Source organism: Desulfocicer niacini (assembly GCF_054657595.1).
On the sequence record NZ_BAAHYK010000054.1, the window covers coordinates 18922 to 32299 of the forward strand.

12 protein-coding genes are annotated in these 13378 nt (G+C 42.8%); all 12 read left to right on the top strand.

The window, feature by feature from the left end:
* Nucleotides 1-222 precede the first annotated feature (222 nt).
* The 12 genes from ACYQ2M_RS21410 (at nt 223) to ACYQ2M_RS21465 (ending at nt 12621) form a co-directional block, all read left to right on the top strand.
* Nucleotides 223-975 (top strand): glucose 1-dehydrogenase, encoded by a 753-nt coding sequence (locus ACYQ2M_RS21410; RefSeq protein ID WP_459918428.1) that lies wholly within the window; start codon nt 223-225, stop codon nt 973-975.
* Between the two features lie 351 nt (nt 976-1326).
* Entirely contained in the window at nt 1327-3126 is a 1800-nt protein-coding gene (locus tag ACYQ2M_RS21415) for an acyl-CoA dehydrogenase family protein (RefSeq protein WP_459918429.1), read from the top strand.
* Nucleotides 3127-3151: 25 nt separating this feature from the next.
* Nucleotides 3152-3913, top strand: a complete 762-nt coding sequence (locus ACYQ2M_RS21420; protein WP_459918430.1) for an enoyl-CoA hydratase/isomerase family protein — start codon at nt 3152-3154, stop codon at nt 3911-3913.
* A 189-nt stretch (nt 3914-4102) separates the two neighbouring features.
* Nucleotides 4103-4852 carry a 5'/3'-nucleotidase SurE gene (gene surE / locus ACYQ2M_RS21425; RefSeq protein WP_459918431.1) on the top strand — a complete coding sequence of 250 codons (750 nt, stop codon included), beginning with the start codon at nt 4103-4105 and terminating at the stop codon, nt 4850-4852.
* Nucleotides 4853-5228: 376 nt separating this feature from the next.
* Nucleotides 5229-5351, top strand: a complete 123-nt coding sequence (locus ACYQ2M_RS21430) for a hypothetical protein (protein ID WP_459918439.1) — start codon at nt 5229-5231, stop codon at nt 5349-5351.
* A 421-nt stretch (nt 5352-5772) separates the two neighbouring features.
* Nucleotides 5773-6003: a hypothetical protein gene (locus tag ACYQ2M_RS21435; RefSeq protein WP_459918432.1), complete on the top strand. Its 231-nt coding sequence runs from the start codon at nt 5773-5775 to the stop codon at nt 6001-6003.
* A 451-nt stretch (nt 6004-6454) separates the two neighbouring features.
* Complete coding sequence (locus tag ACYQ2M_RS21440; protein WP_459918433.1) at nt 6455-7540, top strand: hypothetical protein; 1086 nt, start codon at nt 6455-6457, stop codon at nt 7538-7540.
* Between the two features lie 82 nt (nt 7541-7622).
* Nucleotides 7623-8282 carry a hypothetical protein gene (locus ACYQ2M_RS21445; RefSeq protein WP_459918434.1) on the top strand — a complete coding sequence of 220 codons (660 nt, stop codon included), beginning with the start codon at nt 7623-7625 and terminating at the stop codon, nt 8280-8282.
* A 120-nt stretch (nt 8283-8402) separates the two neighbouring features.
* Nucleotides 8403-9209, top strand: a complete 807-nt coding sequence (locus ACYQ2M_RS21450) for a ComEC/Rec2 family competence protein (protein WP_459918435.1) — start codon at nt 8403-8405, stop codon at nt 9207-9209.
* Between the two features lie 72 nt (nt 9210-9281).
* A complete protein-coding gene (locus ACYQ2M_RS21455) occupies nt 9282-9776 on the top strand; it encodes a hypothetical protein (RefSeq protein WP_459918436.1) in 495 nt (164 codons plus the stop codon).
* Complete coding sequence (locus ACYQ2M_RS21460; RefSeq protein ID WP_459918437.1) at nt 9777-10850, top strand: ComEC/Rec2 family competence protein; 1074 nt, start codon at nt 9777-9779, stop codon at nt 10848-10850.
* Between the two features lie 604 nt (nt 10851-11454).
* On the top strand, nt 11455-12621 hold the full coding sequence (locus tag ACYQ2M_RS21465; protein ID WP_459918438.1) for a DUF4236 domain-containing protein: 1167 nt from the start codon (nt 11455-11457) through the stop codon (nt 12619-12621).
* The last annotated feature ends 757 nt before the right edge of the window (nt 12622-13378 follow it).

A 13378-nucleotide genomic window follows, 5' to 3' on the forward strand; every position in this document is an offset into this window, starting at 1 on the left:
AAATGGTTTGGTCGTAACATGGGCCACCCGTCACAGCTGGCGGCCAATGGGGTCCGGCTTGTGACCAGGCCCGATAAAAATGATGGCAGACGCATTGCGCCGCCCGGATGATTACCCTGTCGGGACCTGGCGCTTTGGGCCACCGGGGGGAAGGGGGATTTCCAAAGGCAAGGCCCCCAAGGCTTCCCTGTTGATTTTATCTTAAATGGAGGTGCGCAGGAGATGAAAGACTTTAATCTGGACAAAAGAGTTGCGGTTATCACGGGAGCCAGCAGGGGGATTGGATTTGCCGTTGCACAGAAACTGGCCCGGAACGGGGCGAGATGCATCTTGGTAAGCCGGAGATTGGAATCCCTGGAACAGGCTGCAGCCAGTATCCGGGAAGAAGGTTTTGATGCCCGGGCCATGGCCTGCCACACGGGATACCCGGACCAGATCAAGGCCATGTATGAAAAAATTGTGGATACCTACGGGGCTCTGGACATTCTGGTGAATAATGCCGCCGCCAATCCCCATTTTGGTGAGATGATCACCGCCGATGAGGATGTCTGGAATAAAACCCTTGATGTGAATGTTAAAGGCCCGTTTTTTATGATAAAGCATGCCGTACCCCTGATGAAAGACAAAGGAGCCATTGTAAATGTCGCCTCGGTGAATGCCGTAAAACCGGCGATGTTCCAGGGGGTTTACTCGGCCACCAAGGCGGCCCTTGTGAACATGACCCAGACCCTGGCACGGGAACTTGCCCCCAAAGGTATCCGGATAAATGCCCTGCTGCCGGGACTCACCGACACTAAATTTGCCAGCGCCATTATCTCATCTGACGAAATCTGTAAACATGCCCTGGCCCAGATCCCCCTGGGACGATATGCTGCACCGGAGGAGATGGCCGGAGCCGTTCTGTATCTGGTGTCCGATGCGGCTTCTTTTACCACGGGTGCCAGCCTGATCTGTGACGGGGGTATGCTGGTATAACAGCCCGCCATTGGCTTCCAATGGGCCTGATTCTTGGCCCGCCGGGGGCTTTGCTGTGGGTATTTTTATATAAAATCCACATGTCCTGTCGGACACAACGAATATTGAAAATGGTATTATGCCGCCGCCCCCCCGACGGGCAATGGGCCCGGACCGGAACTGTAGACAGCTCGATTGCCCGGTTCCTATTGCCCATCGGGGGGGGGGGCGCTCTGCTGAGGATGCTCGGACGTTTTATTTTCTAATAAAAAAACCTTACTGTGTTTGATTCCAGCACCCGACGTCCAGAACCCAGAACCCAGAACCCGGTACCCAGTACCCAAAACCGACTACCCAATTTGAGGATGATTCATGGCAGACAAATTCATGAGCATGAAAAATTTACAGTTTACCCTTCACACCACCGTGGCGGCCATGGACAAAGCAGATGCCCAGGCATTGAACGGCCATGATGAAAAATCCATGGATATGGTGCTTGCGGCGGCCCTGGAGTTTGCCACAAAGGCGTTGCATCCCATTTTTGAAGAGATGGACAGAAATCCGCCCATACTTTCCGGGGGACAGGTGCAGGTTCACCCGGATGTGCGTCGTATCTTGACAACCCTGGGCCATGACGGGTGGATATCCGCCGTATTTCCCGAACAATGGGACGGCGAAAACATGCCGGCTACCCTGCTTCACTGTATTAATTTTATCTTTGCCGCAGCCAACTATTCGGCATCTGCCTATTCCGGACTCACCATCGGTGCGGCCCGGCTGATTCTATCATTTGGTTCCAGCATCCTCCAGGAGATTTACCTGCCCCCCATGCTGGCAGGGAAATGGCAGGGAACCATGGCGTTGACAGAACCCGAGGCGGGCAGTTCCCTGGGCGATTTGTCCACCATGGCGGTTCCCCTTGCCGGGGGCGATTATGCCATTTCCGGTGAAAAAGTGTTTATTTCTGCCGGGGATCATGACGGGGTGGACAATGTCGTTCATCTGATGCTGGCACGGATCAAAGATGCCCCTCCGGGTCCAAAGGGGATTTCTTTGTTTGTGGTTCCAAAATTACGGCCCGATGACCAGGGAGAACTGGTGGACAATGACGTCGTTGTCACCCAGGTGTTCCATAAACTGGGATACCGGGGCACCCCCATCACGGGCATTCGTCTGGGTGAAAAAAACAATTGCCGGGGATATTTGGTGGGAGAACCCCACCGGGGGCTTTCCTGCATGTTCAAGATGATGAACAGTGCACGCCTGGAAGTGGGCATGGGGGCGACGGCCATAGCCACGGCGGCCTACCACTCAGCCCTTGATTATTGTCGGACCCGGAAGCAGGGCAGGGCACTTACCGATTCCCGGGATGCCCCCCAACGTCCCATCATCGGGCATCCGGATGTGAAACGCATGCTTTTGTTCCAGAGAGCCATCTCTGAGGGCGCCCTGGCCCTGATTCTGCAATGCGGTATCTGGGAGGATATTTTAACCCGTTATCCGGATAAAAAGCAGTATCATCTGCTTCTGGAATTGCTCACCCCTGTGGCCAAGTCCTTCCCGTCGGAGATGGGAATTCAAAGTGTCAGTCAGAGCCTGCAATGCTTTGGCGGATATGGTTACTGCGAGGATTTTCCCGTGGAGCAGCATTTTCGGGACATGCGCATTCATCCTATCCACGAGGGGACCACGGGTATCCAGGCCATGGATCTGCTGGGTCGGAAGGTGGTCATGGAAGACGGCAGGGGACTGGTGCTGTTGAAAAAGGAGATGGTGGCTTGCATGGAACGTGTCAGTCAGCACAAACCCCTTGAACATATGGCAGAGGAGTTGTCCTGGGGGATCAGCCTTCTTGAGGAAACCACCATGACCCTGGGTGCTCTGGCCATGGAAAAGGGTGCCGGGGCCTATCTGGCCGATGCCACCCTGTATCTTGAAATGTTCGGAACCCTTGTCATTGCCTGGCAGTGGCTGGCCATGGCCGGGGCAGCGGCAACTGCGTTGGAAAGTCCATCCCTGAAAAAATCGGATGTATTGTTTTACGAGGGTAAAATCCATGTGACAAGGTACTATTTTTCCCATGAATTGCCAAAAATAAAAGCCTTGTCCCATACCCTGACCCACAGCAATGGGGTGACCATGGATATGCCCGAGGCCTGTTTCACTGCTTAGGAACCCAAAAGGAAGAAAAAATAAAATGAACGAAGAGAAATCCACCAGTCCCCTGGAATTTAAAGTAAAAGATGGAATCGGATACCTGACCCTGAATCGCCCGGAAACCTATAATGCCTTTGATCTGCCCATGGTAGAAGCCTTTGAAACCTTTTTAAGGGAGCGAAGATACGATGAAACCACCCGGGTGATCATCCTTGACGGCGGCAGTGCCAAGGGCTTTTGTGCCGGCCTTGACACCAAGGGCTATGCCCCGGATATTTTTGCCATGTCACCGGTGAAGGCCTATGATGCCCAGGCCCGCATGAGCCGGCTGTTCCTTGCCATGCGTCAGCTGTCCCAGCCCATCATCACCTGTGTCCACGGGGCCGCCGCCGGCATCGGGTTTTCCCTGGCCATGGCCTCGGATATACGTATTCTGGCCGAGGATGCCCGGTTTTCCGCGGCGTATATCAATATCGGTCTTGGCGGCGCGGACATGGCCTCCTCCTATTTTCTGCCCCGTCTCATCGGAGCAGGCCGGGCCTATGAATACCTTCTCACCGGGAACTGGATGGATGCCTCAACGGCCATGGATCTGGGGTTTGCCTCCCGGGTGGTTAATAAGGAGGGGATGCTGAAAACGGCGGAAGGGCTTGCCAGAACCATGGCGGAAAAAAACCCCATGGGCCTTCGCATGACCAAGGAGGCCATAAATGTCAACCTTGATTGTGCCGGACTTGAGGCGGCATTGAACATAGAGGACAGAAATCAGATGATGATTGCCTATACCTACCGGATAAAATGAATTTGGGGGTATCCCCTTAAAGTTCATGTTTGGGCTTGCTCCCGAGCTATCTTGCTGAAACTGCCTGGTAATTGAGGCTCAGCTGTGACCAAGCCCGCCAGTTGCTTTTTTTTTGACAAATCACGGGCTGTGGCATACCCTGTTTACCCATTAAACGATTTAACAAAAAAAAACAACAAGGTATGGCTGATGAGAATATTACTGACCAATGATGATGGCTATAAAGCCCCCGGTATTAAGGCTCTTTATGAGCGGTTTCGACTACACCATGAGGTGATCATGGTGGCCCCCAATGGTGAGCGAAGCGCCGTGGGGCACGGCATCACCATCAATGAACCCCTGCGCATGAGACAGATCCGCCAGGATGGCCAAAGCGTCATTTATGCCGTGGATGGAAAACCGGCGGACTGCGTAAAGCTGTCTTTGTTTGACATCTATGATACGCCGCCAGATCTGGTGATATCCGGTATTAATGCCGGGTCTAACACCGGGGTGAATATTCATTACTCCGGAACGGCAGGGGCCGCAAGGGAAGCCGCATTAAACGGGCTGCCCGCTCTGGCGGTGTCCATCAAGATCGGGTCAGTGATGGATTTTGATGGCATGGCCGCTTACACCGAAACCGTTGCCGCAAAGGTGCTTCAAAAGGGGCTTCCCCGGCATACGTTTTTGAATATTAATGCCCCGTCGGGGCTTATCCGGGCAACAAAGGGGGTGCGGCTGACCTGTCAGACCATGGAGAACATCTCCACTCAATTTGATAAACGGGAAGATCCCCGGGGACGTGCCTATTTCTGGTATGGCAACATGCCCCCGGCCGGCAGAATGAGAACGTCTGATGACGCTGCCATTAATGAAGGCTTTATCTCCATTACCCCCCTGCAGTGTGATATTACCGATTACCGGTTCATGGAAGAGATGGATCTGGGAAAAGAGTGAACAGCTGCCATTCCTGGAATGTTGGCATGGGATTTTTTTCTCTGCGCAGATCACAGAGAGGGGTCAGGCTTGCGTTATTGGCATTATCGTTGGTTTTGGCGTTTGTACAGGCTGTGAAAAGATAACGCCAATAACACAAGCCTGACCCCGTTCATCCCACCAACTATGACAAATGAACCATATTGTGAGTAAACCGGAAAAATGGGAATGTGCCCGGTGAATCTGGGGTGCTGGCCTTTCATAACCAGGGATTAAGCAAGTCTACCCCACTGATTTCCATGTCCTTGGTATTCCTTCATGGATTTTCTGGACATGACCAACTTTAAGACAGGGGCTGCTGCGGCCATTGCCACCCTGGCATTGCCCGATGCCCATTATGGGTGGCCAGCAAAAGGGCAGGGTATCAGACAAAGATAGTACAATTTATGAAAGCATTGGTTTTTCTGTTTTGGATCTGGCTTTGGCCATCCTCGTCCATGAAAAATGTTCTTCGCGTTGATGCATTAAGTCACTTGTTGGCCACTGGCGTAAACTCCCTCCAGATCAACAATATGGTAGTTATTTCAACATTGTTCTTTGGAAATATTCTGTTTTTATCTGAAATTCCCTTAAGTTTAGTCTTTTCGCCTTGCTTCTGATCACAATATTGGCCTTTCCCGGGAGGGGCAGGTGCTATATATAGAGTCTCTTTCCAATCAACAATAGTCATTATTAATATTGTTCAAATTTGTTGCATTATAAAAGACGTTATTGATATAATTGTTTCTAGAGTATAGAGAATAATAGTTTTATTTATTGCACATTTCAGGATGCCAAAGAGGTTTTGCTTTTTGGTGTTTGACTTTATCTGGGGTCGCCTTATCACTCAGGAATATTGTTAAAACGACCGTCTATCTAAAAATATGGAAGACTTCAAAGATATGAACAGAGTCTATGAAGAAATGCTTCAAGGACAAATATCACAATTGTTTCTAGTCGTATACCATTCAGATATTAATGATATGCGGTTAACCGGATATCTTGGCTATGCGGGTCCGGTCAAGTACTTGTTCACGGCGGCTGCATCGCAGTTAGCCAAGGATAAAAGAAATAAAGCCTTTTTACAGGAGAAATGGTGCGGTGATGAAGAATATATTTTTAGTTCCTGGTGAGTATTTGATTGAAGTAAATACCAGAAACCCAAATTATGCTACATCTTTCCATATCAAATTAGCGTCAAAATAAGCTGCTAACCTTTAGGATTGTGTCGACCTGAAGGGTCAATCCCAATCTTTTGTTGAATCGGGTGAAGGTGGTTTTTCTCTAGCCCTCCCCACAACATGCGGTGGTATCGACTCGACTGCCAGGATATTTGGATGTGGCGGAGCTGTGATGGATGGGAAGCCTGATCGGTGTGAGGGTTTATATATTATAAAGTTTGTTTAATTATTTTTTTACATAATTTCCAAATCTTGATATTCCCTTTTTCATATAAGACGGATATGTGAAACTGGATATTACGCTTATTATCCAGTTAGATATTAAATTATGAATGATATCCAGACCAACACAACAACTTGTTCAACTACCACACCATAAGGGTTTTAAAATTGGAGATTAATTTTGTCTATACAACATATAGGAATTATTGACGAAGAAAGATTATCTTTAATACCTCCAGAATATTGGGCAGCACATGAGTTTTGTTTTTTTCTTCATGATAGACTTGCCGAAATCCTAGTCGAATATGAAGCAAAGCGAGCTCACAATAAAATCGAAGATGCTTTAATCGAAGTCATGGAGTCAGTTGATAATCCTCCAGATGAAATAAATATAATTGATTTTTTAAAAAACAAAGAATTCACAAAAGAATATAAGCAATATTTACGCGGCCATATAATCATGGCATTAACATCAGATATGCTGCATTTTCTCTATGAGTCATTACGATGTTTTGAGAAAAGAAAATTTACTGTTGCCTTATCTCTATTACGAAAACCATTAAAAGAAAATTTGTGGCTATTATCATGGTTGCTTGCTGATGAAAACGATTTTATTAACCGATTTGAAAAGGAAAACTATCGGAGTTTTGGGGGTATTGAAAAGGAAAAAAGGATATCAGTTTTTAATAAGGCTATAGAAAAACTTAGTACCAAAGAAGCTTTTGAGGCAGAACTTATTTGGGATATGATTTATTCTAAAAAGTGTTCTCGCGGACTGGAACCGTATTGGCAAAAAGCAACCCACCTAACAACAAAATATGGGGAACTTCTCAAAACAGATGATTACAATTTTAATTATATCTTTAGGAATCCTTTTGATAATGATCTCTTCGATGTCGTCTATAACAAGACTTTGCCCTATTTGTTTCTTTTTTTAATACAAGTTTCATTCGAGTGTTTTAGTTTAATCGCTCCAACGAATTCGAAAACAGTAGATTATTACATAATGTCGACGTTGGGATGCTACCAGTCGATTTTCGCAGATGGTAGATCTCAAACAATGACGAATCTACTGAAAAAAATTTTGAACAATTTTTTAGTATGCATTTATTGCGATACTAAATTAAAAATTTATAAAAAGGATGCTCCAGCACTTTACCTGACAGAAAGACTTCCATGTTACAAGTGTGGTCTTGAAAATGAGGTACCTCTTTTTTGGTTGTTCATAAAGAGTGCTTTTTCTATAAAAAGAGATGTTGATGCATAAATAGATAATTTGGGTTAGAATAAAATTAAATCAAATAATTTTGTCCCCCATTAACACCAATTTAATAAAAGGAGCCACTAAAATGTCATCGTTCGGAGAGTTGAGTACGTTTAGATGGCCTAAAAAAGGTGACAACCCATTCAAAGTGAAAGATGGGGATAGAATGTCACCAGCTTGGATATCCCTTGGTTGGCTTGCATCAATGCAACCAAACGAAACTATTTATGCAGAAGCCTTTAAACGATCTGGCGATAAATTGGTTGATTCTCTGTGTCAGGAAGGAAATAGAGCTCCATCTGATATCTACTTCATGCCAATCACCTATCTATACAGACACAGTTTAGAAATACAACTTAAAGAAGTAATAAAATTGAGCTTGCGTTTAGGTTTAATAGAAGAGACCAAAAGTGTTTCTGAGGCTATGAAAAAACACGGGCTTCATAAGCTTTGGAATCATGCTCGCAGAGGAATTGAAGCATTCTGGCCGCGAGAATCATTGCCAGATAACACAAAAAGTGATGTTGATCATGCAGAAAAAATCATTATAGAATTCCATAAAATCGATATGACTGGTCAGAGTTTGAGATACCCCCAAGATATGAAAGAGAACAACACTTTAAAGGGTACGCCTGAAGCTGTGGAACTAACTCAAATTAAAGATGTATTTAAAGCGATATATAACTTTCTCGGCGGTTGTAGCTCAGGACTTTCTGAAGCAATTGACAACATGCCTGACTATTAACGAATTCCGGGGACAATATACCTATTTAAACAATCAACATGCACCGGATTTCACCGGTGATGTTGGTGTTATGAATCAAATACAAATTTGAATTCTGATTAATGAAAGAAACAATCGATAATGGAAATCAAAATTTTTGATGTTTCGCATGGTTTTTGTGCATACCTTATCGCTGATAATGGAAATATCATGCTATTTGATTGTGGACATAATGAGAAAACAGACTTTCGACCTTCTGTTTATCTACCACGAAAAGGTTGCACAGGAATTGAACACCTGATCATACATAATTTTGATCAGGATCATGTAAGCGATTTGCATAATCTTCTGAGAGTTCTTCCCATCCAATTATTCTTTAGAAATAGAAGCATTACTCCAGAAACACTATCGAGAATTAAACAAATAAGTGGTCCTATCACCTCTGCAATGCAGGCGGCAATCGATCTGCATGCTGAATATGTTCATGGAGAATCAGATCCACCTGTTTTTCCCCACATTCAGTTTGAATGCTTTTGCAATTCTTACCCAACTTTTACAGATACAAACAATTTGAGCCTTGTTGCTTTTGTTCATTATGATGGAATGGGTATTATTTTCCCTGGTGATTTAGAAAGGGCTGGTTGGAAAGAATTGCTTGAGGTGCCATCATTTAGGGATAATCTGAAAAAGGTTGACATTTTTGTAGCCTCGCATCATGGCAGAGAAAGTGGATACTGTCAGGAGGTTTTCGATTATTGCAATCCTGATATCATAATAATTTCAGACAAAGAAATCGTACATGAGACCCAAAAAAACAAATATAAACAGCATGCTATTGGCGTTCCTTGGAATGGTGGGCCTGAGAGACGCTATGTATTAACAACACGTTCAGACGGTTTAATAACGATAACAAAACAAGTTGGCTTAGGATATCAAATCTCGATTTGACGTTCAGAAAAAAATTCAATTATTTAGGTGCGTCACATCAATAATTTTGCAGTAGCTATGAGGATATGATTAATGAAAGATCTTTTGGACAAGCTCTCATCATATAATATTTTTAACTATCTATTCCCAGGTATTATCTTTGTAATACTTGCCGAGAAATTAACCTCCTTTTCTTTTGTTCAGAAAGATATCGTTCTTGGCGTTTTTTTATACTATTTCATTGGTCTTGTTATTAGTCGGATTGGATCGTTGATTGTAGAGCCCATTTTAAAAAAAATAAAATTTTTATTATTTGCTCCGTATCCTGATTTTGTATCTGCATCAAAAAAGGACTCTGTTATAAACATTCTATCTGAAGCCAATAATATGTATAGAACATTCTGTTCCTTATTCTTACTTCTTATATTATTAGAAGGCTATGAATTAATATCAAAGAAATTTTCTATTTTTAGTGACTGGAAATCAGAAATTATTGCAGTCGGATTGTTGGTGCTTTTTTTATTCGCATACAAAAAACAAACTGATTATATCACAAAACGTGTCGCTGCTTCAAAGGAGGAGCAATAGATGTCAGATTATTTTGAAATTGATTTTTTAAGTGTTGGGAATGGGAAAAGTGGTGATGCAATATCAATCAGATATAGCATTGCAGATAATACCCGGATTCATGTCGTTGACGGCGGTTTCCAAGAAACAGGAGAACAACTAATTGAGCACATAAATGATTATTATAATTCGCCCTCCTGTATTGATGCTGTTGTCGTAACTCATCCTGATGGCGATCATGCTGGAGGCTTAAGGATACTATTTGATGATTTTGAAATTAAAGAATTATGGATGCTAAGACCTTGGCTATATGCGGATGAATTAATTGACAGATTTAAACGCTTCACCTCGGTAGAAAATTTAAAAAAGCGTTTGAAAGAATTATATCCCAATATTTCCAAATTAGAGGAACTTGCTGAGGAAAATGGTGTCCCAATATTTGAACCTTTTCAAGGAAGCCAAATTGGAGATTTCACTGTATTAGCTCCATCTAAAGAGCATTATTTAAATTTAGTTGTAGAGTCTGAAAAAACGCCAGAAGCAACAAAGGCAGAGCAGGAATCGATATTAGAAGCAGCTGGAAATCTATTAAAAAAAGCTGTAAATTTTATCCGGTCAGCTTGGGGAGAAGAAGTCTTTCCAGAAGAGGATACCAGCCCCGAAAATAATATGAGCGTAGTTCAGTTCGCAAAGTTATGTGGTGAAAATATATTATTAACAGGTGATGCTGGGCGGGCAACATTATCAGAGGCTATCGAATATGCTCCAGCCGAGGGACTGTATCTTCCCGGAATAGATAGGATTCAGGTTCCACATCATGGCTCAAGGCATAATGTTAATTCAGAAATATTAGATAGGATACTTGGTCCAAAACAAAGCTCAGTATCCGAAAATTTTTCGGCAATCATTAGTGCTGCAAAAGAAGATAAAAATCATCCAAGGAAAGCCGTAATTCGAGCGTTTATTCATCGTGGTGGGAAAGTTATCACAACTGAAGGAGTTAGTGTGCGAACAAGTCGTAATGCCCCACAGCGCGAAGGATGGTCTTCAGCGAACCCGGTACCTTACCCAGAAGATCAAGAAGAATTGGCATAGCAAAGAAAAGGGGTCGCATCTACGTTTACCCCTTGATCAAAATATATCTCAACGATGAACATGCTCGCGCCGAGCTAAATCCAGATCGATGGGATAAGGCATAGGGCCTTAGAAATTCGATAATATTACCCAGTGGGTGATCAGGTCAAGAAAGTTCACCTTTCCTTATTGCAGGGCTTACCCTGACATATAGGTTAAGAAAGTCCCACCAGATCAAAGCAATAGTAACTTAAATTCTTGTCGGACCAAGCCAATAGGTTGATTATATTTGACAAATCCCGAAAAAACACCCCGAAAATTGTCTTAGGTTAATGTTTTCGACCCCAAAAACAGCGTTCTAAGAATTTATATGGTTAATATGGGTTTCCAACAATGCTCTTGCTACATTAAATTCTTGTCGGACCAAGCCAATAGGTTGATTATATTTGACAAATCCCGAAAAAACACCCCCGAAAATTGTCTTAGGTTAATGTTTTCAACTCCTAAAACAGCTTTCTAAAAATTAATATGGGTTTCCAACAATGCTCTTGCTTCGGGTCGCAAAAAGCCGCGACCGCAGAAGAGCAAAGTTATGTTTTAAACGAAGAACATAGGATTTAAAGCCATGGGATTATATTTACGTAAAAGCTTCAAAGCTGGGCCTGTAAGATTGAACCTCTCAAAAAGAGGACTTGGCGCATCGGTTGGAGTTAAAGGGCTTCGTGTTGGCACTTCTGCGAGCGGAAGAAACTATGTTCATGCTGGAAGAGGTGGCCTTTATTATCGAAAGAATCTAAGCTCCGGGAAAAGTGCCTCAGTAGATTCCGGTGGAGGTCTTGGGTCAGTAATTCTGGTTATTATTGGAATTGTTATTGGCATCCAGATTATAAAATGGCTGACTGAAAATCCGGCGATTCCAATTTTTATTGGTTCCATAGGTGTGCTTTCCGCAATTATCTATTTTTTAAACAAATCAAAAAAAACTAAAATTCTAACAAATTACAAGAAAGCATTGGATGATTATTTTGTACTTGCTGAAAATGCACCTGATAAAGATATTATCGCACAAATTGTTGATAAAAAATATAAAACAAAAAAATACAGCGACCTGAAAGATAAAATCAATAAAATAGAAAAAAATGTATATACTGCCGTTATAGACAAGATAATTGATGATCAAATCATATCGGAAGAAGAACATAAACAAATAGACAGTCTGGAAAAAATAGTAAGCGTCCCGGATGATTATAAGCTGAAAACTAAAAAAGAAATCTTCAGGCTTTTATATCTCGATATCATTGCTGATCATGAAATTACGGCTGAGGAAATGGAAAAGATAAAAAATTATTTATCCGGTCTTGGATTACATGAATCCGATGTTCGAGAAGAATTAAAGGTTATCCGTGAAATTTTGCGTATGCAAAAATTATCCCTACCCTTAAGACCTGTTGAAATTACGGCTTCAAAGCTTCAGAAAACAGAAACCGCCTACTATAATGGCAAAGCTAAAGTTTTATCTCGGAAAAAGGCTAAAAAATCAGCTGAATACGATTACGAATATTCTGTGCGTCGCCAAGGTCAATTCATTGTTACTGATAAAAGGCTGTTGGTAATCAGCGAAGGCGTAACCGCAGTTAAATTAAAAGACATTTTGGATATTGATGTTGATTTGGATAATTCAATGATTGTTGTTTCCAAAGACGGCTCTTCAATACCCGTATTTGTCCAAACTAACGAGCCAATATATTCAGCAAAAATGATTGATCTTTTGGTGCAAGATTTAAGCAAATAAAAAACATAACATTTTGCTGGTAAGGACGCGCAAAACTACCGCGCGCCTCACAGCATGGCGTTAATCTTTCAAGAATTCTAAAAAATCGGAGACCCAGCAATTTGTCTATCATCGGTCGTCCGAGCCTGATTGAAGAATCTGAACGCTCAACAGATCTGCCCTGAACATGATGATTTAGACTCTCCTCGATAGATTGGCATCTTATTTCCAGATTTCATTATAAAAAGGGTGATAACTTTATCACTGATTTTTTCTTATGCGCGGGCTCTTTTTTGCAGAGGGTTTACAAGGACGGAAGTATCACAAAAAATTTTGGATGAAAGGCAAGATTAGACCCATCATGCACCCCCTGTAAAACTTGAAAAATATCTGAACTGAACTTTGAGTAAGGCATGGCAATTAATTAAATTATGCCGTTTTTGTTAAAAAAACAAGGATAAACAAACCACATCTCTAATCATTAATAAAGTATAATATCTTTATATTTCAGATGTATAATGGAATCATCGCCATAACTTTTATCCCTTGACATAATATATCATATATTATATAGGAATTGATATTCATCCCATAATTTTAAGGAGGTATGCTTGAAGAAAAGTAAAAGTTTTAGCAAACGGTTTTTGATGGCGGTAATCCTGATGGTCTCTTTTTGTACGGCGACGGTTCATGCGAACGAAAATCTGAGTATCGCCTCAGGTAAGGCAGGTGGAACCTGGTATCCCATGGGCGGTGCCATTGCAGACATTATTCAAAA